The sequence below is a fragment of the Actinomycetota bacterium genome (assembly GCA_005888325.1).
Taxonomy (GTDB): Bacteria; Actinomycetota; Acidimicrobiia; order Acidimicrobiales; family AC-14; genus AC-14.
Map to the genome: position 1 here is coordinate 1 of VAWU01000037.1, position 15,427 is coordinate 15,427.

General features: G+C 69.9%; 13 protein-coding genes and 1 tRNA gene. 12 read left to right on the plus strand and 2 right to left on the minus strand.

Translation table 11 applies throughout. The features are described from left to right. Window positions 1-187: 187 nt before the first annotated feature. Together E6G06_14180 and E6G06_14185 are read left to right on the plus strand one after the other, a co-directional pair. Window positions 188-913 (plus strand): metal-dependent transcriptional regulator, encoded by a 726-nt coding sequence (locus E6G06_14180; GenBank protein ID TML89610.1) that lies wholly within the window; start codon window positions 188-190, stop codon window positions 911-913. Next, window positions 910-3,282, plus strand: a complete 2,373-nt coding sequence (locus E6G06_14185; GenBank protein ID TML89611.1) for a sodium-translocating pyrophosphatase — start codon at window positions 910-912, stop codon at window positions 3,280-3,282. Before E6G06_14180 ends, E6G06_14185 begins: the two co-directional genes overlap by 4 nt. On the opposite strand, the gene E6G06_14190 is transcribed toward E6G06_14185, so the two are convergent. After that, window positions 3,257-3,880, minus strand: a complete 624-nt coding sequence (locus E6G06_14190) for a CPBP family intramembrane metalloprotease (protein TML89612.1) — start codon at window positions 3,878-3,880, stop codon at window positions 3,257-3,259. The two genes, E6G06_14185 and E6G06_14190, sit on opposite strands and share 26 nt — an antisense overlap. A gap of 47 nt (window positions 3,881-3,927) precedes the next feature. Continuing rightward, on the minus strand, window positions 3,928-4,626 hold the full coding sequence (locus E6G06_14195) for a DedA family protein (protein ID TML89613.1): 699 nt from the start codon (window positions 4,624-4,626) through the stop codon (window positions 3,928-3,930). Window positions 4,627-4,658: 32 nt separating this feature from the next. Between E6G06_14195 and topA the strand changes: the two genes are divergently transcribed. From topA to E6G06_14245, 10 genes are all read left to right on the plus strand, one after another. After that, entirely contained in the window at window positions 4,659-7,361 is a 2,703-nt protein-coding gene (gene topA / locus E6G06_14200; protein TML89614.1) for a type I DNA topoisomerase, read from the plus strand. A 76-nt stretch (window positions 7,362-7,437) separates the two neighbouring features. Continuing rightward, the gene (locus E6G06_14205; protein ID TML89615.1) at window positions 7,438-8,871 is read left to right on the plus strand and encodes an MFS transporter; all 1,434 of its coding nucleotides are present in this window, start codon (window positions 7,438-7,440) and stop codon (window positions 8,869-8,871) included. Next, window positions 8,868-9,485: a dTMP kinase gene (tmk, locus tag E6G06_14210; protein TML89616.1), complete on the plus strand. Its 618-nt coding sequence runs from the start codon at window positions 8,868-8,870 to the stop codon at window positions 9,483-9,485. Before E6G06_14205 ends, tmk begins: the two co-directional genes overlap by 4 nt. Continuing rightward, window positions 9,482-10,603 (plus strand): hypothetical protein, encoded by a 1,122-nt coding sequence (locus tag E6G06_14215; protein ID TML89617.1) that lies wholly within the window; start codon window positions 9,482-9,484, stop codon window positions 10,601-10,603. Before tmk ends, E6G06_14215 begins: the two co-directional genes overlap by 4 nt. 28 nt (window positions 10,604-10,631) lie before the next feature. Continuing rightward, a tRNA-Thr gene (locus tag E6G06_14220) sits at window positions 10,632-10,708 on the plus strand. A gap of 119 nt (window positions 10,709-10,827) precedes the next feature. After that, on the plus strand, window positions 10,828-11,721 hold the full coding sequence (locus tag E6G06_14225; protein TML89621.1) for an integrase: 894 nt from the start codon (window positions 10,828-10,830) through the stop codon (window positions 11,719-11,721). A gap of 167 nt (window positions 11,722-11,888) precedes the next feature. Next, window positions 11,889-12,128: a hypothetical protein gene (locus tag E6G06_14230; protein ID TML89622.1), complete on the plus strand. Its 240-nt coding sequence runs from the start codon at window positions 11,889-11,891 to the stop codon at window positions 12,126-12,128. Between the two features lie 37 nt (window positions 12,129-12,165). Then, on the plus strand, window positions 12,166-13,623 hold the full coding sequence (locus E6G06_14235; GenBank protein ID TML89618.1) for a hypothetical protein: 1,458 nt from the start codon (window positions 12,166-12,168) through the stop codon (window positions 13,621-13,623). Between the two features lie 308 nt (window positions 13,624-13,931). Next, window positions 13,932-14,114, plus strand: a complete 183-nt coding sequence (locus E6G06_14240; protein TML89619.1) for a hypothetical protein — start codon at window positions 13,932-13,934, stop codon at window positions 14,112-14,114. A 231-nt stretch (window positions 14,115-14,345) separates the two neighbouring features. After that, window positions 14,346-15,362, plus strand: a complete 1,017-nt coding sequence (locus E6G06_14245; GenBank protein TML89620.1) for a hypothetical protein — start codon at window positions 14,346-14,348, stop codon at window positions 15,360-15,362. Window positions 15,363-15,427 lie beyond the last annotated feature (65 nt).

The window sequence follows — 15,427 nt, forward strand, 5'->3', positions numbered from 1 at the left end:
GTGAATCGAGCGTTACGGTGCACGCGAAGCCTCCGTTGTGAGCGTGGTGTCTTGGTCGATCCACACTCGCCCCGGAGGCTTCACTCATTGGTGGACCCTGTCAGCAAGGTCCATGGGCACTACATCTAGGCCGCTCGGCACTTGACGTTTTTGCTGGGCAAAATCTATCTTCTGGCCCTCTGAAGCCATGAGCGATGCCCTGACGAAGTCCGAGCGCGAGACGTTGAAATCCATCTACCGTCTCTCGCGCGACGGCGAGGAGGCGCACACGGGCGCCCTGGCCGAGGCGCTGGGGGTCTCGCCCGGGACGGCGACCGCCACCGTGAAGCGCCTCGCCGAGCGGGGGCTGCTCGACCACCGGCCCTACCGCGGGGTGGAGCTCACGGTCACCGGGCGCCGGGCGGCCGTCGCCGCGATCCGCCGCCACCGCATCGTCGAGCGGTTCCTGTCCGACATGCTCGGCTACGCGTGGAACGAGGCCGACCGTCTGGCCGGCTCGTTCGAGCACGAGCTGCCCCAGGAGGTGGAGGACCGGCTCTTCGTCGCGCTCGACCGCCCGGCATCGTGCCCCCACGGCTTCCCGATCCCCGAGCCGGAGACGGGCGAGATCCCCGAGATGCCGCCGCTGTACGCGCTCGAGCCGGGCGACGTCGCCGTCGTCGCCGTGCCCGGCTCGACCGACCCCGACGTCGTCGCCTTCCTCGACACGCTCGGCCTGCGGCCGGGTGTGCGCGTCGAGGTGCGCGAGAAGCACCCGTTCGACGGCCCGCTCGTGCTCCGGGTCGAGGGTCACGACCGCACGGTCGGCCAGAAGGTCGCGCAACAGGTGTACGTCCGCAAAGAGCCGAAGGCACAGCCGCCGACGGCACCGTCACAGACGCTCACGCCCGAGAGAAGGGAGCAGTCCGCATGACGAAGCTCGTCGCGGCCGAAGGGGGCTACCAGGCCTTCAAGCTCGGTGGCACCGAGTGGTTCTGGCTGGTGTTCTCGGCGGCCACCGCCGTCCTCGCCGTGCTCGTCGGCTTCGCCCTCATGAGGGGGGTGCTCGCAGCCGACCAGGGGACGCCGAAGATGCGCGAGATCGCGTTGGCGATCCAGGAGGGGGCGATGGCTTACCTCAAGCGCCAGTTCCGCACCATCGGCATCATCTTGATACCGCTCGCCGTGCTCGTGTTCCTCACGTCGACGAGCGTGCTCAGGGGGGACGGCACCGAGGCGCTCTCGTTCGCGCAGTCGGGCATCTTCCGCACGCTCGCCTTCCTGGCGGGTTGCCTCATGTCGGGTCTCACCGGGTTCATCGGCATGGGCCTCGCGGTGCGCGGCAACGTGCGCACCGCGGCGGCGGCGAAGGTGGGCTCGCTGCCCGCGGCCCTGAAGGTGGCGTTCCGCACCGGCGGCGTGGCCGGCATGTTCACCGTCGGCCTCGGTCTCTTCGGCGCGACCGTGATCATCATGGTCTTCCAGAACACGGCCTCGGCGATCCTCATCGGCTTCGGCTTCGGCGGCTCGCTCCTCGCGCTGTTCCTGCGCGTCGGTGGTGGCATCTTCACGAAGGCCGCGGACGTCGGGGCCGACCTGGTGGGCAAGGTCGAAGCCGGCATTCCCGAGGACGACCCGCGCAACGCGGCAACCATCGCCGACAACGTGGGCGACAACGTCGGCGACTGCGCAGGTATGGCCGCCGACCTGTTCGAGAGCTACGAGGTCACGCTCGTCGCGTCGATCATCCTGGGTGTCGCCGCCTTCCGGTCCATCGGCGCCAACCCTGTCCTCGGTCTCATCTTCCCTCTCATCGCGCGCGCGATCGGCGTGCTCGCCTCGATCGTGGGCGTGTTCTCCGTACGCGCCACCGAGAACGACAAGAGCGCGATGGCGCCCATCAACCGCGGGTTCCTCACCGCCGGGGTGCTGACGGTGATCGGCACCACCGCGGTGGCGTTGACCTACGTCGGCAACCATCACGCCAACGAGGGCTGGAAGGTGGCGGGCGCCGTCGTCATCGGCCTGGTCCTCGCCCAAGTGGTCAGCCGCCTGACCGAGTACTACACGTCGACCGAGCGCGCGCCCGTGCGTGACATCGCCGAGGCGGCCCGCACCGGGCCGGCCACCACCGTGCTGTCGGGCATCAGCTCGGGCCTCGAGTCCACCGTGTTCGCGGTCATCGCGATCGCGGCCGCGCTCGGCGTCGCCATCGCCCTCGGCAACGGCAACATCCAGTTCTCGCTGTACCTGGTCGCGCTCACGGGCATGGGGATGCTGGCTACGACGGGTGTGGTGGTGAGCGAGGACACCTTCGGCCCCGTGTCGGACAACGCGGCGGGGATCGCCGAGATGTCGGGCGAGTTCGAGAGCGAGCCGGCGCGCATCATGGTCAGCCTCGACGCGGTGGGCAACACGACCAAGGCCGTGACCAAGGGCTTCGCCATCGGCTCAGCGGTCATCGCGGCCGTCGCCCTCTTCGCCTCGTTCATCGAGACCATCGGGTCGGAGTTCAACGTCAAGGAAACCGGCTCGGCCCTGTTCCACAACCCGCTCACCCAGATCAACGTGGCCGACCCCAAGACGTTCATCGGCCTGCTCATCGGCGGCGCGGTGCCGTTCCTCTTCAGCGCGCTCGCGATCAGAGCCGTGGGCCGTACGGCCGGCACCGTCGTGCAGGAGGTGCGCCGCCAGTTCCGCGAACACCCCGGGATCATGGACTACACCGAGAAGCCCGAGTACGGCAGGGTCATCGACATCTGCACCACGGCGGCGCTGCGGGAGCTCGCCACGCCGGCGCTGCTCGCGGTGCTGACACCGGTGATCATCGGGTTCGGCATCAACTACCTGGCGCTGGGAGCGTTCCTCGCCGCGGTCATCCTCACCGGCCAGCTCATGGCCAACTTCCTGTCCAACTCGGGTGGGGCGTGGGACAACGCCAAGAAGTACATCGAGGACGGGCACGAGGGCGGCAAGGGCTCGGAGGCCCACAAGGCCGCGGTCATCGGCGACACCGTCGGCGACCCGTTCAAGGACACGGCCGGCCCCGCGCTGAACCCCCTCATCAAGGTGATGAACCTGGTGTCGCTGCTGATACTCCCGGCTGTCATCAGCCTGCGCGACAACGACGGTGCCCGCTTTGCGATCGCCGGCGCCGCCCTCGTCGTGCTCATCGGCGCAGTCGCGTTCTCGAAGCGCAAGGCGGAGGCGATGGACGCGGTCGCGCCGGCCGGTGTCGCTCCCGCGGGCGCGCACGAGCCGTCGCGCGACGCCGCTCTCACGGCGGAGGAGTCGCCTCGGTAATCGTTGCCCTCGCGATGCCAACGGGGAAGAAGACCATGATCGCCAGGTCCCAGAGAACATGGCTCAGCAACGGCGCGACGAGCGTGTCGCGCCACGCGAACAGGGCGCCCCACGTCGCGCCGCAGATCAGCGCGGCGACGATGAGCACGATCTTCCGCTCCCAGATCAGGACCAGCGCGTAGGCAACGGTGGCGACGAGCAGGCCGGAGCGTGCCTGCACGAACCCTCGCCAGAAGAGCTCCTCGGTCACGGCCACGGTGGCGATCATCGGCGGAATGGCTCCCAACCGGGCTTCGGCGCGAAGGAGGTAGAGGTCGCCGACCTCGCGGTGCAGCGCGGGCGTGAACTTCGCGAGCACGCGGTCGCCGGCGCCGAACAACACATACAGCAGCACCGCGGCGCTGACCCCGATGATCACGTCGACGACCGTCGGCCGCAGGTGCTCGCCCAGGCGACCGCGCTCCGCCACCGCACCAAAGACGCCGATGACCACGCCGGCCGCCATCGCGCGCGACCAGAAGTGGCGCCGGCCGAAGACGAACATCGATCCCATCGCCGTCGCCGCCACGGCCAGTCCGGCGAGAAGGATGAGATCCATCGGTGGGGCGACGTCCCGTTACCGGATGCTGGCGCTCGTTACCGCCGTCAACCGCCCGGCCGCTCGTCGACAGGCTCCGGGACGAGATGCCGCGCCTCGACGGGGCCCTTCGTCTGGCGCTCGCGACGTGAGCGCACCACCTCGACGCCCACCGGGATCACCGAGAGGAAGATGATGATGGCCTCGACGATCACCAGGTGGTCCCTCACGCTGGGGATGGTCTTGCCCAGGGCGAAGCCCAGCATCGTGACGCCGACCGACCACAGGAGCGCACCGAGAACGTTGAACGTGGCGAACGTGCGCAGGTCCATCCGGCCCACGCCGGCCATGGGGTTGGCGAACGTGCGCACGATCGGGATGAAGCGGGCGATGACAATGGTCTTGGGCCCGTACTTGGCGAAGTAGCGCTCGGCTTTCTCGACGTTCTCGTGCTTGAACAGGCGGGACTGGGGCCGCCGGAACAGGGCGGGGCCGGCCCGGAGGCCGATGAAGTAGCCCGTTTGGGCCCCGGCCACGGCGGCGACGAAGAGCGCGACCAGCACCACGGCCAGGTTGAGGTGGACCGGGGGGTTGTCGATCGCCGCGAACAGCCCGGCCAGCACGAGCAGGGAGTCCCCGGGCAGGAAGAAGCCGACCAGCAGCCCGGTTTCCGCGAAAATGATGGCAAACAGGCCGATTGTGCCGAACGTCTCGAGGAGGTGCTGCGGGCTCACGCACCGCAGGGTAGACGCTCCACTGTTTGACATCCGGGCCAGGGCCTGTCCAACCTCATGCCCCGATGGCCAAGCCGCTCGTCATCGTGGAGTCGCCCGCCAAGGCCCGCACGATCGCCCGCTTCCTGGGGGGCGACTTCGTGGTCGAGTCGTCGGTGGGCCACATCCGCGACCTGCCCCGCAACGCCGCCGATGTCCCCGCCTCCCACAAGGGCGAGCCGTGGGCCCGCCTGGGCGTCGACATCGAGAACGGCTTCAAGCCCCTCTACGTGGTCGCCAAGGAGAAGCGCCACGTCGTCAGCGACCTGAAGCAGAAGCTGAAGCAGGCGAGCGAGCTCTATCTCGCCACCGACGAGGATCGCGAGGGGGAATCGATCGCCTGGCACCTGCTCGAGGTGCTCTCGCCGCCCGAGCAGATGCCCGTGCGGCGCATGGTCTTCCACGAGATCACCGCGGGTGCCATCAGGGAGGCCGTCGACAACTGGCGTGAGCTCGATCGCCGCCTGGTCGACGCCCAGGAGGCGCGGCGCATCCTCGACCGCCTCTACGGCTACGAGGTCTCGCCCGTGCTGTGGAAGAAGGTCATGCCCCGGCTGTCGGCCGGCCGGGTGCAGAGCGTCGCCACGCGGATCCTCGTCGAACGCGAGCGGGCACGCATGCGGTTCCAGGCCGCCGCCTACTGGGACCTCGAGGGCAACTTCGCCAAGCGCGGCTCCGATGCCTCGTTCGCCGCCACCCTGGTGGCGCTCGACGGACGGCGCCTCGCCACCGGGAAGGACTTCGGCGAGGACGGCCGCCTGGCGCGCGACGACGTGGTGCTGCTCGACGAGGGCGCCGCGACCGCGCTGGCGGGCCGGCTGCGCGACGCATCCTTCGCCGTCCGATCGGTCGACGAGAAGCCCTACCGGCGGTCGCCCTCGCCGCCCTTCATGACATCGACGCTCCAGCAGGAGGCGGGCCGCAAGCTGCGGTTCACGTCGCAACGCACGATGTCGGTCGCCCAGCGGCTGTACGAGAACGGCCACATCACCTACATGCGCACCGACAGCACCACCCTGTCGGAGACGGCGCTGAACGCGGCCCGGGAGCAGGCCACCCGGCTGTACGGCTCGGAGTACGTCACCGACGCGCCCCGCCGCTACGAGAAGAAGGTCAAGAACGCGCAGGAGGCCCATGAGGCCATCCGCCCCGCGGGCGACGCCTTCCGCACGCCCGACGAGCTGTCGGCCGAGGTGAGTCCCGACGAGGCGCGGCTGTACGACCTGATCTGGAAGCGCACGGTCGCGTCGCAGATGGCCGATGCGCTCGGCCAGAGCGTGCAGGTGCGCCTGGGCACGCAAGCGACCGACGGCGCCGCCGCACCCGATGACGCGGAGTTCAGCGCCGGGGGCAAGGTCATCGAGTTCCCCGGCTTCCTGCGCGCGTACGTCGAGGGGTCCGACGACCCCGAGGCCGAGCTCGAGGATCGCGAGATCCACCTGCCACCGTTGTCGGTCGGCGACGTGCTCGATCTGGCCGGCATGGAGGTGAAGGCGCACGAGACGCAGCCGCCGTCGCGCTTCACCGAGGCGTCGTTGGTCAAGCGGCTGGAGGAGCTCGGTGTCGGTCGCCCATCGACCTACGCGTCGATCATCGCGACCATCCAGGACCGCGGCTACGTGTGGAAGCGAGGGTCCGCGCTCGTCCCGTCGTTCACCGCGTTCGCAGTGGTGGGCCTGCTCGAACGTCATTTCGGAGATCTGGTCGACTACGCGTTCACCGCCCGCATGGAGGACGACCTCGACGGCATCGCCAGCGGTGATCGCGAGGCTGTTCCCTGGTTGTCGCGCTTCTACTTCGGCAACGGTCAGGTCGGGCTCCATGCGGTTGTGAACGAACGCCTCGACGAGATCGACGCGCGCGAGGTCAACTCGATCGCGATCGGTCACGACGCCGAGGATCGTGCGATCGTCGTGCGCGTCGGGAGGTTCGGGCCCTACCTCCAGCGCGGCGAGGACCGCGCGTCGGTCTCCGACGACCTCGCTCCCGACGAGCTCACGGTCGAGAGGGCCACCGAGCTGCTCGACGCACCCAGCGGTGACCGGGTGCTCGGCGACGATCCCGAGTCGGGTCGCCCCGTGCTCGCGCGGGCCGGACGCTTCGGTCCCTACGTGCAACTCGGCCACGCCGAGCCCGACGGCGACAGGCCGCGCACGGCGTCGCTGTTCAAGACGATGTCCATCGACACGGTCACCCTCGACGACGCCCTGCGTCTGTTGAGCCTGCCGCGCGCGGTCGGCACCGACCCGGCCGACGGCAGCGAGGTGACCGCGCAGAACGGCCGCTACGGCCCGTACGTCAAGCGGGGCGCGGAGACCCGCAGCCTGACGGACGAGGAGCAGCTGTTCTCCGTGAGCCTCGAGGAGGCGCTGCTGCTCCTGGCCGAGCCCAAGCGCCGGCGCGGTCAGGGGGCTGCCGCGCCACCGCTGCGCGAACTCGGCGCCGACCCCGTGTCGGGTGCGCCGGTTGTCGTGAAGGAAGGTCGCTACGGGCCCTACGTGACCGACGGCGAGACCAACGCGTCGCTCCCGAAGGGCGAGACGCCCGAGGCCGTCACCCTCGAGCGGGCAGCCGACCTGCTCGGCGAGCGCCGGGCGCGCGGGCCGGCCAAGAAGACGGCGAAGCGGGCCGTCAAGGCGACCAAGGCGAGGAAGACGGCCAAGAAGACGGCGAAGAAGACCGCGAAGAAGAGCGCCAGGACGACCGGCAAGAAGGCGGCGTCGGACTGACGACGCGCGCGCCGGACGGCTCGGGCGGCCAGGAGCCGGACCACGTGGCGCGGTCGCGCCGCTCGTCTCTCCTAGCCTGAGGCCCGTGGCGGAGACGCAGCCACCGACTCCAACCGGCCCGGTGTCTGCGCGCGCGGGCGAGCTGCCGACCGTCCAACTGCCCAGCCTGCCCGACGTGCCCTCGCAGGTGCGGCTGTTCGGCTCGGGGTCGTTCTTCCGCCTGTGGCTGGCCCAGGTCGTCTCGTCTCTGGGCGACTGGCTGGGGTTGGTCGCCGTCATCTCCATCGCCGCACGCGTCGGGGGCTCGAGCGATGCGGCCATCGGTGTCGTCATGAGCGCGCGCATCATCCCCGGGTTCTTCCTCGCGTCCGTCGGCGGCGTGCTCGTCGACCGGTGGGACCGCAAGCGGGTGATGGTGGTGTGCGACATCGGCCGCGGGCTCGTCTTCGCGTCGCTGCCGTTCATCACGACCGTGTGGGGTCTGTTCCTCGTATCGCTATTGCTCGAGATCCTCACGCTGATGTGGTCGCCGGCCAAAGAGGCGTCCGTGCCCAACCTGGTCGCCACCGAGCAGCTCACGACCGCGAACTCGTTGTCGCTCGTGGCCGCATACGGCACCTTCCCGGTCGGCTCGGCGCTGTTCGCACTCCTCGCCAAGGTGGCCGAGATCGCTCATCGCTCGTCGTTCCAGTTCCTGCACGTCGGCCAGGAGACCCTCGCAATCCTTTTCAACGTCGCCACCTTCTTCCTGTCCGCGCTCCTCATCTCGAGCATCCGCTTCCCGCGCCAGGAACGTGAGAAGCGCGGGCGCATCGATCTCGGCCGGGCGTTCATCGAGATCAAGGAGGGCTGGCACCTCATCGGCACCAGCCCCGTGGTCCGCGCCGTGATGGTTGGCCTCGCCACCGGACTCATGGGCGGCGGCATGGTGGTGCCGCTCGGGCCCAGCTTCTCGAAGCAGGTGTTGCACCGAGGCGCGGCGGGTTTCGGGTTGTTGCTCACCGCGCTCGGCATGGGGGTGGCCGTCGGTGTCATCGGTCTCTCGGCTGTGCAGAAGCGCCTGCCGCGCGAGCAGATCTTCCCGCTGGCCATCCTCGCGGCCGGAGGTTGCATGTTCGCGGCAGCGTGCATGTCGAGCCTGGCACCGGCGATGGCGTTCGTTGCCGGCATGGGCGTGTGCGCCGGCGCGGGTTACGTGGTCGGCTTCACGATCCTCCAGGAGAACGTCGAGGACGAGCTCCGTGGGCGCATCTTCGCCGCGCTCTACACGCTCGTGCGCCTGTGCCTGATCGTCGCCCTCACCCTGGCACCGCTCCTGTCCGGGCTGCTCAACCGGCTGTCGACGCGCTACTTCGACCGGCAGATCAAAGTGGGCGGGTTCTCCGTCGGCCTCCCGGGTGGTCGTCTCACGCTGTGGCTGGGGTCGATCATCATCATCGTTGCCGGCACGCTCGCCTCCCGGGCGATGCGGGCGCACCTGCGTGAGCGATCTGCACCCACCCGCTCATGAGCGCGCGACGCGGGCGGCTCATCGCCCTCGAAGGGGGCGAGGCGAGCGGAAAATCGACGCAGGCGCGCGTGCTGGCGGCGTCGCTCGGCGCGCTGCTCACCCACGAGCCCGGCGGCACCGAGATCGGCCGGCGCATCCGCGCCGTGGTGCTCGCGCCCGATCTGGGCGACCTCGACGCGCGCGCCGAGGCCCTGTTGATGGCGGCGGACCGGGCCCAGCACGTGGCTGAGGTAGTCGAGCCCGCGCTGGCGCGCGGCACCGACGTCGTCACCGACCGCTTCGCAGGTTCGTCGTTGGCATACCAGGGCTTCGGTCGCGGCCTCGACGTCGAGGAGGTGCGCCGCTTGTCGACGTGGGCGGCGGGCGGGCTGGAGGCCGATCTCGTCGTGCTGCTCGAGGTCCCCCTCGACATCGCCGCCCGGCGCCGGACCGCGGCAGACGATCGCATGGAGGCCGAGGGTGCAGCGTTTCACGCGCGTGTCGCGGACGGCTACCGCGCGCTTGCGGCGGCCCAACCCGACCGGTGGGTGGTGGTCGACGGCGACGGGCCTCCCGGCGACGTGGCGGAGCGCGTGAGCAAGGTCGTCGCCGACAAATTGGGCACGAGACCATGAGCACGAGCGAGGACCGAAGCGCAGCGGAGGACCGCAGCGACCATGAGAAGAGCGCCGCACACTTGTACGACGGTGTGCGGGTGCTGGAGCGCGCGGTGGCGCAACTGCGCGCCGCGGCGCGCGCGCCCGTGCACGCGTACCTCTTCGTCGGGCCGCCCGGGAGCGGCAAGCGGGCGGCCGCGCAGGCGTTCGCCGCGTCGTTGCTGTGCCGCGAGGATGGGTGCGGCGTCTGTCGCGCGTGCACCCTCGCGCTCGCCGCGCACCATCCCGACCTGATCGTTGTCGAGCGGACGGGGCCGTTCATCAGCGTCGATCAGGCGCGCGAGATCGTCCGTCAGGCGTCGCTCAGCCCGGTGGAAGGGGGCCGGAAGGTGCTGCTGCTCGTCGACTTTCACCTCGTGCAGAACGCAGCGCCGATCCTGCTCAAGATCATCGAGGAACCGCCGGCGGGCACGGTGTTCATCATCCTCACCGAGCAGGTGCCGCCCGAGCTCGTCACCATCGCATCGCGCTGCGTGCGCATCGACTTCCGCACGTTGCGTCATGAGGAGATCGTCGAGGCGCTCCTGGCCGAAGGCATCGACGTCGGGCGGGCGAGCGAGATCGCCGACGCGGCGACGGGCCGCCTCGACCGCGCCCGCCTGCTCGCGTCGGACCCCGAGTTCGAGGCGCGCCGGCGCGCGTGGCGTGCGCTGCCGGGGGAGCTCGACGGTACCGGCGCCACCGTCGCACGCCTCGTCGACGAGCTGGGTGCGATGCTCGACTCGGCGGCCGTGGCTCCGCTCGAGGCGCGCCACGCGGCCGAACTCGACGAGCTCGCCGAACGGGTGGAGCGCTATGGCGAGCGGGGGGCGGGTCGACGTCAGATGGAGGAGCGCCACAAGCGTGAGCGACGCCGGCTCCGAACCGACGAGCTGCGCTTCGGGCTCACGACGCTGCAGGCCGGTTATCGCGACGCGCTGGCCGCGGGCCAGGGCGACATGCACGCGTGGCTCGCGGCCGTCGACAGGTTGCATGCCGCGGCGGAGGCGCTCGTACGCAACCCTTCCGAGGCGCTGCTGCTGCAGGCGCTGCTGCTCGACCTCCCGCCGCGGCCCACGGAAGTCGCACCGGCCTGACGAGGCGACTTGCTACCGTGAGTGCTCCGCCCGAGTAGCTCAGCCGGCCAGAGCAGCTCACTCGTAATGAGCAGGTCATCGGTTCGAATCCGATCTCGGGCTCGACAGGCCCTTGACCTGGGCTTTTTGAGGAGTCACCCCTCCTCGTCGAACGAGTGATACGGTGCACAGCGGTGCAACAGCAGATCACTCGCCAGGCAGAACGCCCCGACGCCGGAAGCACGGTGCCCGGAACGCTCTCCGCGCTCATCCCATCGTTCGAGCGCAGCCTCCGAGCCCGCAACCGATCCCCGAAGACGATCCACGGCTACCTGGACGCGGCCGAGCGGTTGGGCCGCTTCCTCACCGAGCGGGGGATGCCGACCGCGGTCACTGCGATCGCGCGCGAGCACGTCGAGTCCTTCATCGAGGACCAGTTGGCCCGGTGGTCCGCCTCCACGGCTGCAACTCGCTACCGCCAGCTCCAGCAGCTCTTCCGGTGGCTCGAAGAGGAGGGCGAGGTCCCGGTCTCACCCATGGCTCGCATGAAGCCTCCTGCCGTGCCGGAGGTGCCGGTGCCCGTGCTCGATGATGACGCCCTCCGACGACTCCTGAGGGCGTGCGACGGCCGGGAGTTCGAGGCGCGCCGCGACACAGCCATGACCAGGCTCTTCCTGGACACCGGCATCCGCCTCGCCGAGATGACCGGGTTGGCGGTGGAGGACATCGACTTCGACATCGGCGTGGTGATCGTGGTCGGCAAAGGACGCCGCCACCGGGCCTCACCGTTCGGGGCCAAGACGGCCCAGGCACTCGACCGCTACCTCCGCAGCCGGGCCGGGCACCCCTTGAGAGCCGAGCCGTGGTTGTGGCTCGGGAAGAAGGGTCGGATGACCGACAGTGGGGTCGCGCAGATGCTCGAACGCCGGTCCGGCAAAGCGGGCATCGAGCGCGTTCACCCCCATCAGCTTCGGCACACCTTCGCCCACGTGTGGCTCGCCGGTGGGGGCAACGAGGGCGACCTCATGCGCCTGGCCGGGTGGCGGTCGCGTCAGATGCTCCAGCGGTACGGCGCCTCTGCCGCCGACGAGCGCGCCCGCGAAGCCCACCATCGCCTGCATCTCGGGGACCGGCTGTAGCCGCGCAGCGGTAGTCACCCACTAGCTCGCGCACACCGTCTACCCTGCGTGTCAATCCCGCCGAGCGTCGTCGGGATCGTGCCCTGTTGCCGCGAGTGGCCTGTTCGGCGGCAGCAGGAGGCTGCCCCATGGGCACCAGCCAGCACGACACACCGGAAGCGCGTGTCATGCGCGCCCGCATCGGCGCCTACGCGTTGCACTCGCGGTGCGACTCGACGCAGCACACTGCTCCCGCTCGCGCAGGCTTCCTCGCCCGCTTCGAGCGTGAGGTTGACCCCGACGGCTCCTTGAGTGAGGTCGAGCGGCGCCGTCGAGCCGAGTGCGCGCTCAAGGCTCACATGACTCGGCTTTCCCTGGCCAGCTCCAAGGCGCGTGCGCGCCGATCGGGGGGTGGTCCTCGTGCATGAGCCAGCGTCCTCCAGGCGCGCACTGCTCGACACTGTCATGCGGTACGTCGAGCAGTACCTCCATGTCGACGACCCCGCGCCGTTCTACTTCGGGCTGGCGGTGGCGGTCAGCGCCGCGCTCGAAGGCCAACCTCTGTGGGGCATGTTGGTTGGGCCACCCGCCGGGGGGAAGACGGAGGTGCTCAAGCTGCTGGGGCCTGTGGCGAACGCCGCCCTCGACGATGTCACCGCGCCCGGCTTGCTCTCGTGGAGCGATATGAGCCGCGGCAGACCTGTGGGCGTGCTGATGCGCATCCCCAATCCCGCGTTCGTCACCATCTCGGACTTCTCCACCGTCCTGGCGAGCAGCCAGCGAGGGCTGCGCGATCAGCTCTTCGCACTGCTGCGCGTGGTCTTCGACGGCAAGGTCACGCGCAGTCTGGGCAACGCTGACAAGATGCTCACGTGGGAGGGACGCGTCACGCTCCTCGCCGCCTGTACCCCTGCCATCGACAACTACTCTTCTCACTCCGATGCCCTTGGTCCGCGGTGGGTGTTTCTCCGCATCAGGGCTCGCGACCAGGCCGCCCAGCGCGCGGTGCTCCGGAAGGCGCGCGGCAACACCACCGCGGGACGAGCCAAGTCGCAGGCTCTCGCCCGTCAGCTCGTGCGCCTCGCGGTGGCGCGGCTGTCCAGCATCGAGCTGTCGCCGGAGTTCCACGACGCGATCGACAACCTGTCGCTCGTCACCTGCTCCGGCCGGGCGACGGTGCCGCGCGAGTCGAGCTGGCGTCGGGAGATCGACGGCGTCGTGGACAAGGAGGAACCGCCTCGGGTGGCCAAGCAGTTGACGATACTGGCGCTCTGCTGCTGCGCCATCGGTCTCACCGAGCATGAGGCGCTGAGCCTGTGTCGTCGGGTGGCGCTCGACTCGGCGCCCGCGCTTCGCGGTCGGGCCGTGCTGATGCTGGCGGAGCTTGGGTCGTTCACCGCGGCGGAGATGGCGCGCGCCGTGGGGTGCTCGCCCAAGACCGCGGCGCGGGTGCTGGAGGACCTTGCCTTCATCGGCATCGCGACCCAGGCCGACTCGTCAGCGAGCCGCTGGGACGCCCCCAGCGACAGCGTGGCGCACGCGAAGCCGTTCACGCTCACTCACGAGGGGCAGATGCTCCGATCCTCGTTGCTCGACGATCACGTGCTCGGGAGGGCTGTCGACGCTGGTCAGGCGATGGACGAAGTGTTAGTTGAGCACCCCCCTCCCCCCAATAGAGGGAGCAGCGCTGACACGAACGCTTCCGCGGTGGCGGACACTTCGTCCACCGCGCGAGCTGGTGCGATGAGCGACGCCGCCGACCGGATGCTCGGTCTCCTACGGGCAGTCACAACCGCGGCTTGGTACGAGCCTCCGGGACAGCCGGGATCGTCCTTGATGCTCCGACCGACGGGGACCGGCATTGAACGTTGGCGGCCGCCTCCGTCCCGGGCGCAGCCCGGTGACGGGGCTGCACGTGACTGACCCGGGTCTGCTCGCGGCGTTCGGCGACATGGCCGTGCGGGTGTGCGCGTACTTCATGGCAACGAACGACTGGGGGAGAGCGCACGCCTGGGCGGAGCTGGCGTGGGACCTGTGGGCCGAAGCGACCAGCGACCGATAGATCTCGCCTCCGCCCCCGAGCCCTCGCCGGGGGGCGCCCACTTCGACTGCGGCTACGCCGCCGCACGATCGCTCCGCTCACGTGCTCAGCCGAACTGTGCATGGGAGGGAACCGTGCAACGCTGTCGGCACCAGTGGTGGAGCTGGGTGCGGCCAATCGCATCACCACCGTGACCGAGAGGGTCTCGGGCACGACGCAACCCGCGCTCACCATGCCGCCCACCGGCACGGTCCGCACGAGCCTCCTCGTGCCGCGCGACCCCGGTCGCGGTGCGGGGGAGCACCTCCGTGACCGCGCTCGACATCACCATCACCTCGGGCAGGTCGCACGGCCCGTACGCCCTCGACGCTGATCCCGCCGGTCGGTCCAGGCCATCCCGCCAGCAGGTGCGCCACGTTGAACACCGCGTTCACGCGCCTCGCGGGTTGGGTGCCCATCGAGCAGGCGCGTGGGTGGAGTAACGACAACGGAGCTGGCCGCCGCGGTCGCCGGGCGGGTGCGCTGGGACGAGTTGCCGTCGCGCTCGACGCTCTGACCAAGACCACCACCGGCGCGGTGGGCATGAACAAGGCGGTTCGTCCATGTGCGTCGCTCGTGCCGAGATGCCTACAACGTCGGCTGGCCGCGCGCACGGGGCGCATGTTTGACTCTCTCCTCGGGGGCAGCGCCTCGGGTTCCCAGGAGGCCCGTGCCGTCACGGCGGGACCTGATCAACTCAAGGAGGCGATTGCCAGTGAAGCGACGACTGCTGACGGGTCTCACCAGCGCGGCGCTGTGCTGCTCGGGCCTGCTAGTCGCGGTGTCCGCCGGACCCGGGGCGCAGGCGCTGACGACTGCGACGGCCACCCGCGGTCGCCTGCTCCGTGTGGCGCCGGGCAGCCCCGTTCCCCCGTCCCGCTCCAACACCGGCACCCTCATCGGGTCGACCAACTGGTCGGGCTACGCCCAGACGCCCCCGACCGCCACGAGCTATCACGCCGTCAAGGCCAAGTTCGTGGTGCCCACGGTGACCACGGGTCCGGGGAACCAGTTCTCCAGCGACTGGGTAGGCATCGGCGGCTTCAACACCGGCGACCTGGTGCAGGACGGCATCGAGGCCGACAACCTGAACGGGACCGCCCGCTACCAAGCCTGGACGGAGATCCTGCCCGCCTCGGCGGTGCCCCTGTCGCTCACCATCAAGCCCGGCGATGTCATCAAGGCGATCGTGAAGGAGACCGCGGCCAACACCTGGCTGATGCAGGTGCAAGATCTCACCACCGGCGCCAGTGCCAGCCGCACGGTGACCTATGCCTCGTCGCACTCCAGCGCGGAGGTCATCCACGAGCGTCCCGTGATCTGCAACCCGGGCTGCTCGCTGGCGAAGCTGGCCCAGACCACGAACCCGGTGTATGACCCGGCGGCGTTCAGCACCGCGCCACCCGGCCCGCCGTCCTGGCACAAGTACTTCCTCACCCCGGCGGGGGCGACGCTGTACGACATCGCGATGTTCAACAACGCCCAAACCGCGGTGATCGCCACGCCGTCGAACGCCGACGCCGACCTCGACGGGTTCCAGGTGGCCGATGGTCATACCCAGCCACCTCCTCCGCCGAGCTAGTCGCCGGGAGCACCCACCCAACTCAGCGACCATCGGGGTCATGGCGCTCGACGCGGGCGAGTCGG